A 16,012-nucleotide genomic window follows, 5' to 3' on the forward strand; every position below is an offset into this window, starting at 1 on the left:
CACCACGGGGCCCGGGGCGGGTGCGCTCACCTCAACGGGTGCCTCCGGGTGCCCAGGCTCCGTCGTCGCTCTCGTCGTCGTCGTCGGAGTCGTCGACGTAGGCCGCGTACGGGTCCTGGTCGTCGTCCTCCTCGTCGGCGTCCGCGTGGTCGCTCTCGTAGGTGAACTCACCTCGTCCGCTGCGGAGCTCGCGCTCCAGGGCGGTGAGGTCGGTGCTGGGAGCCGAGTTGTACTTCAGCTTCCGGGCGACCTTGATCTGCTTTGCCTTGGCTCGGCCGCGCCCCATGGCGTGACCCCCTCGTGTCGTGTCGTCCGGAACGGCACCGCTTGCTGATCACATCAGGTCGCGCAGCCGGCCCGGGAGTGCGAATGTTCGTGCGCCCAAGGCTACATGAGACGACGCTCACAGCCCGCATCGCCCCGGCCGGGGCTCAGCCGCGACGGTTGCGGGTCCAGGTGTGCACCAGCAGCGCCGCCAGCCCCAGGACGGCGAGCCCCACGACGAGCCAGACCCACCCGGGCAGGCCGGTGTCCACCCCCTGCGCGACCGGCGGATCGACGTCCTCCTCGTCCTCGCCGGCGTCGGCAGCGGCCGTGCCGTCGTCGGTCGTCCCCCCGGCGGGCGTCGAGCCGTCGGTGCCGTCGGGGGAGTAGTCCTGCGCCGCGGCGCCACCGGCGCCACCGGCGGCGTCGGCGCCGTCGCCCGTGGTGACCGTGAAACCCAGCGTCCCGGAGATCGGGTGGCCGTCGGAGCTGGTGATCCGCCAGGCGACCTCGTAGGTCCCGTCGACCATCCCGGTGACCTCCTGCACGACCGCCCGGCCGTCCACGACGGGCTCGCCGACGAGGTGGTCCTGCCCGGGGCCGGTCGTCACCGCCACCTGGGCACCGACGGGGGCGACCTCGCCGGAGAAGGTGAAGGTCAGTGCCTCGGGGGCCTCCGTCAGCACCGCGCCGTCAACCGGATCGGTCCCGGTCAGCTGGTCGTGGGCCTGCGCCGCCCCGGGCACGAGCAGCAGCAGCGTGGCGAGCAGGAGGATCAGCGGACGCAGGAACCGGGTCACGTCTCTACTGTAGGTCGGCTCCGACGCAGCGTCGGACCGGCCCGACCCCACCGGCCGGGCCAGGTCGACCCCACCGGCCGGACAGCCCCACCCCGTGGCGCGGGCCTGTCCGGCCCCACGGCATACCCTGCCCGGATGGGCCCCTCCTCCTACCGCACGCTGGCCGCCGGGGCCGAGGCCACCCTGGAGGACCGCCGCTCGGTCTTCACCTGCTGGCTGCGCCGGGTCGAGGACGAGGCGCAGGCCAGGGCGGTCGTCGAGGAGGCCCGCAGCACGTTCTGGGACGCGCGGCACCACTGCTCGGCCTTCGTGCTCGGGCCGGACGGGGCCACCGTGCGCAGCAACGACGACGGGGAACCGGGCGGGACCGCGGGGGCGCCGATGCTCGAGGTGCTCACCGGGTCGGGGCTCACCGACGTCGTCGCCGTCGTCAGCCGGTGGTTCGGCGGGACGCTGCTGGGGAGCGGGGGACTGGTCCGCGCCTACTCCGGGGCCGTCCGCGAGGCGCTCGCCGGCGCCCGGGTGCTCGCCCGCGTGCGGGTCGAGGAGGTGGACGTCGTCGTCGGGCACGACCTGGCCGGACGCCTCGAGCACGACCTGCGCTCCCGGGGGGTCGTGGTGCCCTCCGTGGGGTATGCCGACCGCGTCCGGCTGCGCGTGCGGGTGCCGGTCGACCGGGCCGGGGAGCTGCCCGGGCTGCTCGCCGGGCTCACGGGCGGGGTGGCCGTCCTCGACGAGTCCAGCCGGGTGCAGGGCTGGGCCGACGAGGGGACCTGAGGCGCCGGTCGGCCCGGCCCTGGAGACGGCCGTGACGGCGACGCGCCCGACCCGACCGACCTGGGGGATCACGTGAACCCTGGGGGTCGGTCCGCCCGGGCGCGTGCCGGCCGGCTGGTACTTTTCCCGCATGCCCCCGCACACCTCCACCGTCCCCTTCGTGCCCGTGGTCATGGGCGGGGAGCTGGCGACGTACACCCTGGCGCGGGCCTTCCACGCCGAGCTCGGGGTGCGCACGACGGTGATGACCCGTGGCGTCCCCGCCCCGGTCCGCGGGTCGGCGATCATCGACAACGAGGTCGTGCCCGGGCTGGACGACCTCGACGAGGTGGTGGCCGCGGTGCACCGGGTGGCCGACGCCCGGCCCGGCCACCGGGTGATGCTCATGGGCACGATGGACTGGTGGGTGGAACGGCTCGGGGCCCTGCGCCACCGGTTCGACGAGCGGGTCGTCGTGCCCTACCCCGAGCTGCCTCTCATCGAGCGGCTCAGCGACAAGGAGCGCTTCGCCCAGGTGTGCGCCGAGGTCGGCGTCGCCCACCCGCGCACGGTGGTCGTCGACCACGCCGTCGCGGAGCAGGACGTCGCGGGGATGCTGGCCGACCTGCGCCCCCCGCTGGTCGTCAAGCCGGCCGACTCGCCCGCCTTCCACGGGCTCCTCTACGCCGGCAAGCAGAAGGTGGGGTATGCCGCCGACGTGGCCGAGCTGCTCGCCCTGCGCCGGGTCATGACGGGCGCGGGCTACGCCGGTGCGCTCGTCGTCCAGGAGCGGGTCCCCGGCGGGGACGAGCAGATGCGCGTGCTGACCACCTACTCCGACGGCTCCGGCAGGGTCCGGTGGGGGCGGATGGGCCACGTCCTGCTGGAGGACCACGACCCGGGGATGATCGGCAACCCGCTGGCGATCGTCCACGGCGCCAGCAGCTCCGCGATGGCCGACGCCACCCGGCTGCTCGAGCACGTGGGCTGGACCGGCTGGGCCAACTTCGACATCAAGGTCGACCCGCGCGACGGCCGGGAGCACTTCTTCGAGCTCAACCCGCGGCTGGGCCGGTCGCACGGGTACCTCACCGCGGCGGGCCATCCGGTCGCCACGCCCTGGGTGCGCGAGCACGTCGAGGGGCTGGACCCCTACGAGGGCCTCGACGTCGGCGCGGAGACCGACGACTGGCTCTACTCGATCGTGCCCGTGCCGCTGCTGCGGCGCTACGTCACCGACCCGCGGACCAAGGAGCGCCTGGCCCGGATCCGGCGCACGGGCCGGGTCGTGCGGCCCTTCGTCTACGGGCCGGACCGCGGCCGCGACCGGCGGCTGGCCCAGCTGAAGAACGACGTGCTCTACGCGCGCAGCTTCGCCCGCCACTACCGCCGCCCGGTGACCTCGTGAGCACCCCCGGACGCCTGCTGCCGGACACCTGGGACCGTCCGGTCCTGGGCGTGCTGGGCGGGATGGGGCCGGCCGCGACCGTGGCCTTCCTCGACGCGCTCGTGCGGGCGTGGCCGGTGACGCGCGACCAGGACCACCTCGACACCGTCGTGCTGGGCCACTCCTCCACCCCCGACCGCACCGCCCGGCTGCTCGACCCCGAGCAGCCCGACCCCACGCCATACCTCGTGGGGGACCTGGAGCTGCTCGCCCGGCTGGGCGTCAGCCGGGCGGTCATCGCGTGCAACACCGCGCACGCGTTCCTGCCGGAGGAGCTGCCGCTGCCCCTCCTGTCGCTGGTGCGCGTCGGCGCGGAGGCCGCCGTCGACCGGGCCCGCGCGCAGGGCGCCGCCAGGCCGCGCGTCCTCGTGCTGGCCACCGACGGCACGGTCCTGAGCCGGGTTTACCAGGACGCGCTGACCGACCTGGGCGCCGAGCCGCTGGTCCCGGACGAGGAGGGCCAGCGGGCGGTCATGACGATGATCTACGACGGGGTCAAGGCCGGCGTCGAGGTCCCCACCGGCGACCTCCTCGCCCTCCTGCGGCGCCTGCGCGGCGACGCCGACGCGGTGGTGCTGGGCTGCACCGAGCTGTCCGTCCTGGCCGAGCAGGCCGGTGACGCCCTGCCGGGGTATGCCGTGGACGCGCAGGCCGCGCTCGTCGCCCGGGTGGTCGAGGAGCTGGGTCGGCCGGGCGACGGGGCGGGGTGACCGGACGGCGGGTCCCGACGAGCGGGCAACGGGCGGCAACAGCCGACGTCCACGCCGGGTCCCGACGAGCGGGCAACGGGCGGCAACAGCCGACGTCCACGCCGGGTCCCCGATACGGTGGCCGGCATGACCCCCCTGCTCGCACCGGCCCCCGGCGTCCCCGTCCACGTCGTCGTCATGGGTGTGTCGGGGTGCGGCAAGAGCACGATCGCACGGGCCCTGCACGAGCGGCTCGGGTGGGAGTTCGCCGAGGGCGACGAGTACCACCCGGCGTCCAACGTGGAGAAGATGGCCGCCGGACGGCCGCTGATGGACCAGGACCGCTGGCCGTGGCTGCGCACGCTCGCCCGGTGGACGCAGGAGCGGGACGAACGGGGGGAGAGCACGATCCTGTCCTGCTCCTCGTTGAAGCGCAGCTACCGCGACCTGCTGCGCGAGGGTGCCCCCGGGACCTACTTCGTCCACATGCACGGGGACAAGGGCCTGCTGCTGGAGCGGATGGAGACGCGAGAGCACTTCATGCCCCCGACGCTGCTGGAGTCCCAGCTGGACACGCTGGAGATGCTCGAGCCGGACGAGCGCGGGGTCGTCGTCGACATCGCCCACCCGGTGGAGCGGGCCGTCCGCGTCGTGCTGGCCCACCTGGAGTAGGTCTCAGACCAGCTCGAGCCCCTCGGCCACCACCCGACCGCGGTGCAGGACGGTCCGGTCGGGCAGCCGGTCCATGACCGCGGCGGTGGGTGTCTCCCCGTCGAGGAGCAGCAGGTCGGCGCGGTCGCCGACGGCCAGCCCGGGGCGGTCCTCCACCCCGGCGAGCCGGGGCAGGTCGGCGTCCATGATCGAGGCCCCGCCGCGGGTGGCCACCGCCAGGCAGTGCTCGACGAGGTCGTCCCGGCGGAAGCCGTGCGTGAACGCCAGCTGCCAGGTGCGGTCGAGCATGTCGGCGTTGCCGTAGGGAGACCAGTAGTCGCGCTGCCCGTCCTCGCCCAGCCCCACCCGGACGCCGTGCTCGACGAGCAGCTGCAGCGGCAGGTTCTGCCGGCCTCCCGGCGCCACCGTCGCGGTCGCGACGTCGGCCTCGGCGAGCCGCTCCACCAGCGCCCGCGTCTGCGACTCCGTCCCGTCCCACAGCCCGTAGCCGTGGGAGATCAGCACGCGGCCCTGCATCCCCAGGGCGTGGGTCCGCTCCAGGATGAGGTCGGCGGAGAAGCGGCCCAGCTCGCCCGGCTCGTGCAGGTGGACGTCCACGGGCAGGCCGTACCGCTCGGCCAGGCCGAAGACGACGTCCAGGTGGCGGACCGGGTCGCGGTCCAGGCTGCACGGGTCGATGCCGCCCACGACGTCGGCCCCGGCACGCAGCGCGTCCTCGAGCACCCGGGCCGACCCCTCCTCGCGCAGGAGCCCCGCCTGGGGGAAGGCGATGACCTGCACCTCGGCCCGGTCGCGGAAGGCCTCGCGGGCGGCGAGGACGGCCTCGAGCCGCTCCAGCCCGGCGTCCACGTCGACCTGGGCGAAGGAGCGCACCCGTGTCGTGCCGCGGGCGACCATCATCCCCAGGGTCCGCGCCACCCGCTCGGTGATGCCCTCCTCGGCCTGGCGCCAGTGCTCCCGGTCGTTGAGCATCATCGCCCACACGCCGGGCGCCCCGGTGTGCGGCCGGAAGGGCAGCCCCAGCCGGGTCGAGTCCAGGTGGACGTGCACGTCGGCGAAGGCGGGCAGCAGCAGCCGTCCGCGCCCGTCGACGTCGTCGGGCCCGACGTCGGCCCGGGCCCGCGCAGCGTCCGTCCCGACGCCCGCGGCGGAGCCGCCGTCCGCCGCATCCACCCCGACCGGCACCACCTCGGCGACCAGCTCCCGCTCGAGGCGGACGTCGGACAGGGCGGCGCCCCACGGGCGGCAGCGGCGGATCCACATGGTCGTCAGGGTATGTCGTGGCCGTGCCACCCTGGGGGCATGGACGGACCTCCCAGCCCCCGCGTGCTCCAGGTGCTCCCCTCGGCCGCCGCCGCCGTGACGCCGCTCGTCGAGGGTGTGCCCCCGCAGCGCTGGACCGCCCCGACGCCGTGCCAGGGATGGGACGTGCGCACCCTGGTCAACCACCTGGTCGCCGAGCACCTCTGGGCCCCTCGGCTGCTGGCCGGGGAGGGTCTGGCCGACGTCGGCGACGCCTACGACGGCGACGTCCTGGGTGAGCACCCGGTCGAGGCCTGGCGCTCGGCGATCGCCTCCTCCCTGCTGGCCTGGGCGGACGTCCGGGACCCCGACCGGTCGGTCGAGGTCTCGGTCGGGCCGGTCCCGGTGACCGAGTACGCCTCCCAGATGCTCGTCGACCTCGTCGTGCACGGCTGGGACCTGGCCGTGGCCACCGGGCAGCCCTACACGCCGACCGCCGAGGCGGTGGCGGAGGCGCTCGCCTACGAGGAGCCCCGGGTGGAGGCGGGCGGTCTCGAGGGACTCTTCGACCCGCCCGTGCAGACCTCCTCGACGGCGCCGCTGGACCGGCTGGTCGCCCTGCTGGGCCGCACGCCGCGCTGAGCCGGGTCCCTCCCGGGGCCGCACGCCGCGCTGAGCCGGGTCCCTCCCGGGGGCGCGCGCCCCGCCGGGCCGGGGAACCCCATACCCTGGGGTGCGTGCTGACCCAGGACCTGCCCCGCGACTGGTGGAAGAGCGCCGTCGTCTACCAGATCTACCCCCGCAGCTTCGCCGACAGCGACGGGGACGGCGTCGGCGACCTGCGCGGGATCATCGGCCGGCTGGACCACCTGGCCGCCCTGGGGGTGGACGTCGTGTGGCTGTCGCCGGTCTACCGCTCGCCGCAGGACGACAACGGCTACGACATCAGCGACTACCAGGACGTCGACCCCCTGTTCGGCACGCTCGAGGACCTCGACGAGCTCGTCGCCGCCGCGCACGACCGTGGCCTGCGGGTCGTCATGGACCTGGTCGTCAACCACACCAGCGACGAGCACGCGTGGTTCCTGAAGAGCCGTGCGGCCACGGACTCGCCGAAGCGCGACTGGTACCACTGGGCGCCGCCGCGGCCCGGTCACGTCGGCGGGCAGCCGGGGGCCGAGCCGAGCAACTGGGGCTCCTTCTTCTCCGGGTCCGCCTGGGAGTGGGACGAGGCCACGGGGGAGTACTACCTGCACCTGTTCAGCCGCAAGCAGCCCGACCTGAACTGGGAGAACCCGCAGGTCCGCGAGGCGGTCTACGCGATGATGCGCTGGTGGCTGGAGCGGGGTGTCGACGGCTTCCGGATGGACGTCATCAACCTGCTCGACAAGCCCGAGGGCTACCCGGACGGGCAGGTGCCGCCGGACGGCCTGTGGGGCGACGCCTTCTCCATGGTGGCCACCCGGCCGAAGGTCCACGAGCACCTGCAGGAGATGTACCGCGAGGTCTTCGCCGACCATCCGCGCGCCTTCCTCACCGTCGGGGAGATGCCCGGCGTCACGATCGAGCAGGCACGGCTGTTCACCGACCCGGCCCGGCGCGAGGTCGACATGGTCTTCCAGTTCGAGCACGTCGACCTGGACTCCGGCCCGGGCGGGAAGTTCGACGTGGCGCCGCTGTCGATGCCGCGCCTGCGGGAGAACCTCATGGCCTGGCAGACCGGGCTCGCCGACCTGGGCTGGAACAGCCTCTACTGGGACAACCACGACCAGCCGCGCGCGGTGTCCCGCTTCGGCGACGACGACGAGGTATGGCGCTCCCGCTCGGCGCGGACGCTGGCGACGGTGCTACACCTGATGCGCGGCACGCCCTACGTCTACCAGGGCGACGAGATCGGGATGACGAACGTCGGCTTCACCGCGCCGGAGCAGTTCCGGGACATCGAGTCGGTGAACTACCTCGCCGAGCAGACCGCCACCGGGCGCACGGTCGAGGAGGTCCTGCCGGGGCTGTCCTTCAAGAGCCGGGACAACGCCCGGACCCCCGTGCAGTGGACGGCGGGGCGGCACGCGGGCTTCACCACGGGGGAGCCGTGGATCGCGGTGGCGGACAACCACACCGAGATCAACGCCGAGTCTCAGGTCGGGGTCCAGGGGTCGGTGTTCGAGCACTACCGTGACCTGATCGCGTTGCGGCACGACGAGACCGCCGTCGCCCACGGTGACGTCGAGCCGCTCGCCGCGGACCACCCGGACCTGTGGGCATACGCCCGCCGGCACGAGGGGACCGAGCTGCTCGTCCTGGCCAGCTTCACCCGGGAGACCCTGACCGTGCCTCCGGGGCTGCTCGAGGGTTGGGCCGGCGCCGAGGTGCTGGTGCCGACGTCGTCCGAGGCCGCGCGGTCGGTCCTGGCCGACGGCACGCTGCCCGGGTGGGAGTCGCTCGTCCTGCGACGGGTGCGCTGACCTGCGGCCACGCCGCCGCAGCGGCGGCCGACCTCACCGCAGCGCCGGCAGGACCTCCTCGGCGAAGGCGTCGATGAACGCCTCCTGCTCCTGGCCCACGTGGTGCAGGTAGAGGTCGTCGAACCCGAGGTCGGCGTACTCGGCCAGCCACTCGCGGTGCCGGCCCAGGTCGTGGGAGATGCGCACGCTCTCGCGCACGACGTCCAGACCGACGTGCTCGGACGCGACGTCGAAGCCCTCGGTGGTCGCGGTGTCCCAGTTGACCGGCTCGGAGAAGACGTTGGAGCGCCACTGGTCGACGGCGATCCGCTCGGCTTCCTCCTGGGTCGGCGCCCAGGAGAGGTGGATCTGCAGCGAGGTGCGGCCGCGGCCGCCGGCGTCCCGGTAGGCCGCGAGCAGCTCGCGGAGCGTCTCGACGGGCTGGTTGATCGTGACCAGCCCGTCGGCCCACGCGGCGACCCGGGCGGCCGACCCCACCGACACGGCGGGACCGACGAGCAGGGGAGCGGGGTCGGCGGTCTCCCAGATCCGGGCACGGTCCACGCCCACCAGCCCGTCGTGGGAGACCTCCTCGCCGGCGAGCAGCCGCCGGATGACCTCGACGCTCTCCTCCAGACGCCGGGTGCGTATCTCCTTGCGCGGCCAGACCTCACCGGTGACGTGCTCGTTGATGTTCTCGCCGCTGCCCAGCGCCACCCAGAACCGGCCGGGGAACATCTGTCCCAGCGTGGCGATCCTCTGGGCGTGCACCACCGGGTGGTAGCGCTGCCCCGGGGCCGACACGCACCCGAGGGTGAGGTCGGTCGTGGCGAGGGCCGCACCCAGCCAGGACCAGGCATACCCCGAGTGGCCCTGGCGGGCGCTCCACGGGTAGAGGTGGTCCGAGCACATGGCCATGTCGAAGCCCGCCCGCTCGGCGTGCTGGACGTCGGTCAGCAGCTGGCGGGGACTGATCTGCTCGTGCGAGGCGTGGAAACCGATCCTGCTCATGCCGGTCCTTCCGGGAGGGGATGCGCGCGGGGTGTGCCGTGGGTGCGGGCCGGGGTGCGGCGACCGCGGGGTATGTCGTGCACGCGGGCGGCGTGGTCGTGGTCGTGGTCGTGTTGAGTCTGCCCGGTCACGGGATGGACAGCTCGCCCTGACGGCGCAGGCGGACCCAGCGCACGCCGTAGCCGTCGAGCTGCACGGGCAGGACCCGGCCCTTCTCCACCTCCAGCGTCTCGTGGGAGAGCAGGTCGGTCAGGTGCGGGTCGGGGATCGGCCCGTCGACGGACACCTGGACGGTGACCGGCTCCGGCCCCAGGTTGTGCACCGTGAGGACGGCGGACCCGTCGACGTCCAGGCGGTGCGCCAGCACCTGGGGGCCGGCGTCGTGCTCGAGCACCGTCAGCTCGCCCCAGCCCACCTCGGGGCAGGAACGGCGGATGTCGATGAGGCGGCGCATCCAGGACAGCAGCGAGTCCGGGTCGTGCTGCTGGCTGAGCACGTTGACGTGCTCGGGGCCGTAGGGCCCGGGCACGACGCGCTGGACGAGCTGGGAGGGTCGGGCGGTGGAGAAGCCGCCGTTCTTGCCCGGGCTCCACTGCATCGGGGAGCGCACCGCCATCCGGCCCTCGGCCTGCAGGTCCTCGCCCATCCCGATCTCCTCGCCGAAGTAGAGGGTCGGGGTGCCGGGCAGGGAGAACATCAGGGAGTAGGCCATCGCGATCCGGCGCGGGTCGCCCCCGAGCATCGGCGGGAGGCGGCGCTTCAGACCTCGGTCGTAGACCTGCATCTCCTCCTCCGGCCCGAAGGCGGCGAAGACCTCCTCGCGCTCGCCCTTGGTGAGCTTGTCGAGGGTGAGCTCGTCGTGGTTGCGCAGGAAGGTCGCCCACTGGCAGGTCCGGTGGATCTCCGGGCGGCTGTGCAGGGCCTCGACGATCGGCCGGGCGTCCTGGCGGGCCATCGCGAGGTAGGTCCGCTGCATGAGGATGAAGTCGAACTGCATGTGCATCTCGTCGGCGGCGTCCCCGCCGAAGAAGCGCAGCTGCTCCTGACGGCTCAGGTTGACCTCGCCGAGCATCATGGCCGAGCCGTTGCGCCGGGAGAGGAAGTCGCGCAGCTGCGCCATGAAACGGTGCGGGTCCACGACGTACTCCGGGGAGCCGGTGGCCTCGGCGGACTGCTCGAAGAACGGCACCCCGTCCACCCGGAAGCCGTCCACGCCCAGCTGCAGCCAGAACCCGACCGTGCGCATGATCTCGTCGACGACCGCGGGGTGGTCGAGGTTGAGGTCGGGCTGGTGCTTGTAGAAGTGGTGCAGGTAGTACTCGCCGGTCTTCTCGTCCAGCTCCCAGATGGAGTCCTCCTCGTCGGGGAAGACGACCTGGTCGGAGGTGTCACCGGGGTCGTCCGGGCGCCACACGTAGAAGTCGCGGTAGTAGTTCTTCTCCGGGTCCTTCTCCTTGCGGGAGGCCTTGAACCACGGATGCTGGTCGCTCGTGTGGTTGATGACCAGGTCGGTGATGACCCGGATGCCGCGGTCGTGGGCCAGCCGGACCAGCTCGACGAACTGGCCATGGTTGCCCAGCCGCCCGTCGACGCCGTAGTAGTCCATGACGTCGTAGCCGTCGTCCCGGTCGGGGCTGGGGTAGAACGGCATCAGCCACAGGCAGGTGATCCCCAGGTCCGCCAGGTAGTCGATGCGCTGCGCGAGGCCCTGGATGTCACCCACCCCGTCGCCGTCGGCGTCGTAGAACGTCTCGACGTCCATGGAGTAGAGGATGGCGTTCTTCCACCACAGGTCGCTGGTGTCGGTGATCCGCATGCCCCCACCCTGTCCTGTCGCGCCCTCCGGCTCAACCGGTGGGGGTAGGACAGTCGTCGGCCGTGCAGTCGCCCGTGGCCCCTGGCGGGGCCTGGATCGACTGCACGAGTTCCGGGTGGTCCTGCCGGTGAGCGGCCCAGCCGTGCCCGCCGGCCGTGCAGTCGCCCGTGGCCCCTGGCGGGGCCCGGATCGACTGCACGAGATGCCGGCCGGACGCGGAACGGGGCCGCGACCTTGCGGTCACGGCCCCGTCCTACGGTGCTGCGGTGGGCGCTCAGCCCTCCGGGCTCTGGTCCCAGGGCTTGCGCTCGCCGGCGGGCCGCTCCCAGGAGTGGGCACCCGGCTGGTCGCGGTGCGCACCCTGCGCGGGCCGGTCGGCCACCGCCGGGTCCTGGTGCTCGGGCAGGTCGGGGACGACCTGCTCCTGCTGCGGCAGGGTGCCCAGCTCGGGCGACCCCTCGGCCGCACGCTGCTGCTGGGCGGCCTTGGCCTTGCGGGCGGCCTCGGCCACCGCGGCCTCGGCCTCCTTGCCGGAGCGCTGCTTGGTCGCGCCCTCGGCGTCGCGGGAGGCGTCCTCGGCCTCGGCCCGGGCACGACGCAGCGCCTCGCGCGGGTCCTCCAGGGTCGGGGTGTCGAGGTCGTCCAGCCCGGTGTAGCCGGCGTCGTCGCGCAGGCCGGCGCTCGGGCCGTCCAGCCCCGCGTCGGCACCGCCGCCGCTGCCCCCGCCGAGCGCCTTGCCGATGCCCGAGAGGGCCGCGGTGAGCTCGGTGGGCACGACCCACATCTGGTTGGAGTCGCCCTTGGCGATCTCGGGCAGCATCTGCAGGTACTGGTAGGCCAGCAGCTTGCTGTCCGGGTTGCCCTTGTGGATGGCGTCGAAGACCTGCAGGATCGCCCGGGCCTCACCCTGGGACTCCAGGATCGCCGACTGCGCGGTGCCCTCGGCCCGCAGGATCTGGGCCTGCTTCTCACCCTCGGCCGTGAGGATCTGCGACTGCTTGACACCCTCGGCGTTGAGGATCGTGGCGCGGCGGTCGCGCTCGGCGCGCATCTGCTTCTCCATCGAGTCCTGCACGGAGGCGGGCGGGTCGATCGCCTTGAGCTCGACCCGGTTGACCCGGATGCCCCAGCGGCCGGTGGCCTCGTCGAGGACGCCGCGCAGCTGGCCGTTGATCATGTCGCGGCTGGTCAGCGTCTGCTCCAGGTCGAGGGACCCGATGACGTTGCGCAGCGTGGTGACGGTCAGCTGCTCGATGCCCTGGATGTAGTTGGCGATCTCGTAGGTCGCCGCCTTGGGGTCCGTGGGCTGGAAGTAGATGACGGTGTCGATCGAGACGACGAGGTTGTCGCTGGTGATCACCGGCTGCGGCGGGAAGCTGACGACCTGCTCGCGCAGGTCCACGACCGAACGCGGCCGGTCGATGAAGGGGATGAGGAAGTGCAGGCCGGCGTCGAGGGTGCGGTCGTACTTGCCCAGCCGCTCCACGATGACGGCGGTGGCCTGGGGGACGATCCGGATCGCGCGGGCGATCGCCACGATCGTGAACAGCACGAGCAGGGCGACGACGGCCCACACGATGATGCTGACGGGGTCTGGCATGACACGGCTCCTTCGGTGTGTCGGACCCGGAGGACGCTGCGGTCCGCCGGACGGTCAGGTCGGGTCTGGGGTGCTTCGGAGGTGGGGGTATGCGGTGCGAGGGCGAAGGGTGCGCCGGCCTCAGTCCCGTGCGGGGGGCTCGAGCGGCTTGTCCTCCGGGGTGGCGGCCGCCACGACCGCGGTGGCGCCGTCGATGCGGACGACGGTGACCACGTCCCCGGGGGCGAAGCTCTGCCCGGCCAGCTCGGCCCGGGCGGTCCAGGTCTCCCCGCGCAGCTTGACCAGCCCCGCGTGGTCGGTCACGGTCTGCTCGACGGTGGCCGGGTGGCCGATGTTGCCCTCGACGCCGATCCGGGCGCCCTTGCCCTCCAGGTTCCAGTACTTCAGCGCCATCGGACGCAGGGCCAGCACGAAGAGGCCGGCCGCGCCGATGAAGACGAGGACCTGGACGAGGATGGGCAACCCCGCGCCGGCGACGACGGCGGCCACGAGGGCCCCGAGCGCCAGCATGAGGAAGAGCAGGTCGAGCGTGGTCATCTCCACGACACCGAACGCCAGCGCCGCACCGAGCCACCACAGCCACTGCGTGTCGCGCAGCCAGTCCATGTGGTCTCCTTTCCCTCCCGGGGTCCCAGTCTAGGGGTCCGACGCGGGCCGGGCCCGGGTGGTTCCCCAGGGTGCGGCCGGTTCGCGCTGCGGGAGCACGAGCAGCGCACCGACGAGGAGCAGCGCCGCGGAGAGGACCAGACCCGCCCCGAGGCTGTCCAGCCGGTCCGAGAACCATCCGGTGAGCCACGGGCCGACCGTCTGGCCCGCCCCGAACGCGGCCGTCGTGAAGGCCAGCCCGGAGGTCCACAGCCCCGCGGGCAGCGCCCGGCGCACACCGACCGTCATCGCGGTGACCACCGACAGGAACGTGCCGCCGACGACGACACCGGAGAGCAGGAACGCCCAGGTCTGCGCGACGACGACCGGCAGCACCGTGCCCAGGGCGAGCACCGTCATCAGGACGGTCATCGCCCGTGCCCCGCCCAGGCGGCCGATGAGCGGGCCCCACACGAACCAGCCTGCTGACGCCGCCAGGCCCACGACCACCCAGAACACGGCCACGGTCCGCAGGCCCACGCCCTGCTCCTGCAGGAAGGCGATGACGAAGGTGAGGTAGGCGATGTAACCCAGCCCGAAGAAGGTGTAGCCCGCCGACAGCCAGCCGACCTGGCGGCGGTCCCAGCGTCGGTGCTCGGCGGCCGGCGGCGCGGGGTCGCTGGTCGACCGCAGCGCCAGCGCCGCCACCGCGGTGGCGACCCCGGCCAGCACGGCCAGGGCCACCCAGCCCAGCTGCCAGCCCGCGAGCCCGGCCAGGAGGCCGTCCGGTCCGACGCCGGGCCCGCCGCCCGCCCCGAGGCCGGACGATCCATCCGCCCCGACGCCGGACGATCCGTCCGCCCCGACGCCGGACGATCCGTCCGCCCCGACGCCGGACGCTCCATCCGCCCCGCCGCCGGTCCCTCCACCGGCGTCCGAGCGGTCAAGGACCCACGGCACGAGCAGCCCGGCCAAGGTCATCCCGCCGCCGGCCCCGCCGTAGTACAGGCCGAGCATGAGCGCCGCCCGGCGCGGGGTCCCCTCGGCACCCGCGGCGACGACGAGCGCGGCGCCCAGCACGAACGCCCACGCACCGCCCACCCCGGCGGCCGCGCGGGCCACGAGCAGCAGGGGGTAGGCGACCGTGACGGCCGTGAGGAGCAGCGCGGCCGTGCAGACCGCCGACCCGAGCAGGAAGGCCCGGCCGGTCCCCAGACGCCGCGCGACCGGTGCCGCGACGAGCGCGCCGAGGAGGTAGCCGGCGGCGTTCGCGGTGTTGAGCGCCCCGGCCTGGGACCACGTCCAGCCCAGGTCCGCCCGCATCTCGGGCAGGAGCAGGGCGTAGGCGAAGCGGGCCAGGCCGAGGGAGACCAGCGGGCCGGAGGAGAGCGCCAGCGCCACGAGGAGACGGTCGGCGCGGCTGGTCACTGCTGCAGTCTGCCAGCCGCCGTCCTCACCAGAGGCTGGGACCGGCGACGAGCGGCACCGGGGTCGAGGCGGCCGACGCGACGGCCGGTCCCCCGTTCTCCGCGCCCGCCGCCTCCTGCCCGACCACGGCCTCGCCCCCTGCCCGCGCCGATGGACGGTCGGCGGTCCGAGGGCGGGGAGGACGGTTCGCCTGCGGCACCGGGTCGCTGCGCAGCGCCCGGGCGACGATCGCGAAGACCTGCTCGGTCTCCACGAGGAAGGCGTCGTGCCCGTAGGGGGACTCGATGGTGGCCAGCTCCCGGCACGCGGGCGACGCGGCGACGACCGCTCCGTCGGCCGGGGTGAACAGCCGGTCGCTGGAGACCACGCCCACCGTCAGCTCGGCGGTGATGCGGCGCAGCGCGGCCTCGACCCCGCCGCGTCCGCGCCCGACGTCGTGGGAGTTCATCGCCTCGGTGAGCGCGAGGTAGGCGTTGGCGTCGAACCGGCGCACCAGCTTGGCGCCGTGGTGCTCGAGGTAGGACTGCACGGCATACCGACCTCCGCGCAGCGGGTCCTCCCCGCACTGCCCGTCCCGCCCGAACCGCAGGGCCAGCTCCTGCGCGGAGCGGTAGGTCGCGTGCGCGATCTGGCGGGCGATCGCCAGGCCCTGTCGCGGCCCGGGGCCGGGGTAGTAGTCCCCGCCCTGGAAGGCCGGGTCGAGGCGGACCGCGTGCTGCTGCGGCACCGACCAGGCGATCTGGTCGGCGGTGGCCGCCGCGCCCGCGGCGAGCACGACGCACCGCTTCACCCGCCCGGGCAGCGTCACCGCCCACTCGAGCGAGCGCATACCTCCCACGGAGCCGCCGACCACGAGGGCGAAGCTGTGGATGCCCAGGGCGTCGGCCAGCAGCGCCTCAGCGCGGACCTGGTCGCGGACGGTCACGGCCGGGAAGCAGGAGCCGTAGGGGCGCCCGTCCGGGGCGGCCGAGGAGGGGCCGGTCGTGCCGCCGCAGCCGCCGAGGACGGCCGGGGCGACGACGAACCACTCGTCCGTGTCCACCGGGCAGCCGGGCCCGACGAGCCCGGGCCACCATCCCGCGGTCGGCTGGCCCGGCCCGCGCGGGCCGACGACGTGGCTGTCACCGGTCAGCGCGTGCAGGACCAGCACCGCGTTGTCGCGGGCCTCGTTGAGGCGGCCCCACGTCTGGTAGGACACGCGCACACCCTCGATGACCTTCCCCGACTCCAGGGTCAGGTCGCCCACGGGCTGGACGCG

At 73.9% G+C, this 16,012-nt stretch carries 15 protein-coding genes; 6 read left to right on the forward strand and 9 right to left on the reverse strand.

Features of this window, described 5'->3' with window-relative positions; all coding sequences use genetic code 11:
* Window positions 1-31: 31 nt before the first annotated feature.
* Window positions 32-286, reverse strand: a complete 255-nt coding sequence (locus ACWHYA_RS06975; RefSeq protein WP_425941976.1) for a DUF3073 domain-containing protein — start codon at window positions 284-286, stop codon at window positions 32-34.
* A 145-nt stretch (window positions 287-431) separates the two neighbouring features.
* On the reverse strand, window positions 432-1,064 hold the full coding sequence (locus ACWHYA_RS06980) for a copper resistance CopC family protein (RefSeq protein WP_425941974.1): 633 nt from the start codon (window positions 1,062-1,064) through the stop codon (window positions 432-434).
* Window positions 1,065-1,199: 135 nt separating this feature from the next.
* Here ACWHYA_RS06980 and ACWHYA_RS06985 point away from each other — a divergent pair, with 135 nt between their 5' ends.
* The 4 genes from ACWHYA_RS06985 (at window position 1,200) to ACWHYA_RS07000 (ending at window position 4,628) form a co-directional block, all read left to right on the forward strand.
* The gene (locus ACWHYA_RS06985) at window positions 1,200-1,841 is read left to right on the forward strand and encodes an IMPACT family protein (protein WP_425941972.1); all 642 of its coding nucleotides are present in this window, start codon (window positions 1,200-1,202) and stop codon (window positions 1,839-1,841) included.
* Window positions 1,842-1,971: 130 nt separating this feature from the next.
* The gene (locus ACWHYA_RS06990) at window positions 1,972-3,228 is read left to right on the forward strand and encodes a carboxylate--amine ligase (RefSeq protein WP_425941970.1); all 1,257 of its coding nucleotides are present in this window, start codon (window positions 1,972-1,974) and stop codon (window positions 3,226-3,228) included.
* On the forward strand, window positions 3,225-3,977 hold the full coding sequence (locus ACWHYA_RS06995) for an aspartate/glutamate racemase family protein (protein ID WP_425941968.1): 753 nt from the start codon (window positions 3,225-3,227) through the stop codon (window positions 3,975-3,977). Before ACWHYA_RS06990 ends, ACWHYA_RS06995 begins: the two co-directional genes overlap by 4 nt.
* A gap of 126 nt (window positions 3,978-4,103) precedes the next feature.
* Window positions 4,104-4,628 carry a gluconokinase gene (locus tag ACWHYA_RS07000; protein ID WP_425941966.1) on the forward strand — a complete coding sequence of 175 codons (525 nt, stop codon included), beginning with the start codon at window positions 4,104-4,106 and terminating at the stop codon, window positions 4,626-4,628.
* Window positions 4,629-4,631: 3 nt separating this feature from the next.
* On the opposite strand, the gene ACWHYA_RS07005 is transcribed toward ACWHYA_RS07000, so the two are convergent.
* Window positions 4,632-5,891, reverse strand: a complete 1,260-nt coding sequence (locus ACWHYA_RS07005) for an amidohydrolase family protein (protein ID WP_425941965.1) — start codon at window positions 5,889-5,891, stop codon at window positions 4,632-4,634.
* A gap of 39 nt (window positions 5,892-5,930) precedes the next feature.
* On the opposite strand from ACWHYA_RS07005, the gene ACWHYA_RS07010 reads away from it, so the two are divergent.
* Window positions 5,931-6,512 (forward strand): TIGR03086 family metal-binding protein, encoded by a 582-nt coding sequence (locus ACWHYA_RS07010; protein ID WP_425941963.1) that lies wholly within the window; start codon window positions 5,931-5,933, stop codon window positions 6,510-6,512.
* 95 nt (window positions 6,513-6,607) lie between these two features.
* Entirely contained in the window at window positions 6,608-8,335 is a 1,728-nt protein-coding gene (locus tag ACWHYA_RS07015) for an alpha-glucosidase (RefSeq protein ID WP_425941961.1), read from the forward strand.
* A gap of 33 nt (window positions 8,336-8,368) precedes the next feature.
* On the opposite strand, the gene ACWHYA_RS07020 is transcribed toward ACWHYA_RS07015, so the two are convergent.
* The 6 genes from ACWHYA_RS07020 to metX all read right to left on the reverse strand — a co-directional run bounded on the left by ACWHYA_RS07020 (window position 8,369) and on the right by metX (window position 16,000).
* Complete coding sequence (locus ACWHYA_RS07020; RefSeq protein ID WP_425941959.1) at window positions 8,369-9,325, reverse strand: TIGR03885 family FMN-dependent LLM class oxidoreductase; 957 nt, start codon at window positions 9,323-9,325, stop codon at window positions 8,369-8,371.
* A gap of 127 nt (window positions 9,326-9,452) precedes the next feature.
* Entirely contained in the window at window positions 9,453-11,141 is a 1,689-nt protein-coding gene (locus ACWHYA_RS07025; protein WP_425941957.1) for an alpha-amylase family protein, read from the reverse strand.
* Window positions 11,142-11,415: 274 nt separating this feature from the next.
* Entirely contained in the window at window positions 11,416-12,741 is a 1,326-nt protein-coding gene (locus ACWHYA_RS07030) for an SPFH domain-containing protein (RefSeq protein WP_425941955.1), read from the reverse strand.
* A gap of 120 nt (window positions 12,742-12,861) precedes the next feature.
* Window positions 12,862-13,347 (reverse strand): NfeD family protein, encoded by a 486-nt coding sequence (locus ACWHYA_RS07035; protein WP_425941953.1) that lies wholly within the window; start codon window positions 13,345-13,347, stop codon window positions 12,862-12,864.
* Between the two features lie 30 nt (window positions 13,348-13,377).
* Window positions 13,378-14,754 carry a YbfB/YjiJ family MFS transporter gene (locus ACWHYA_RS07040; RefSeq protein ID WP_425941951.1) on the reverse strand — a complete coding sequence of 459 codons (1,377 nt, stop codon included), beginning with the start codon at window positions 14,752-14,754 and terminating at the stop codon, window positions 13,378-13,380.
* Between the two features lie 25 nt (window positions 14,755-14,779).
* Window positions 14,780-16,000, reverse strand: coding sequence for a homoserine O-acetyltransferase MetX (gene metX / locus ACWHYA_RS07045; RefSeq protein ID WP_425941949.1), 1,221 nt, complete (start codon window positions 15,998-16,000; stop codon window positions 14,780-14,782).
* Window positions 16,001-16,012: the final 12 nt, after the last annotated feature.

It is taken from the genome of Ornithinimicrobium carbonis, assembly GCF_977012275.1.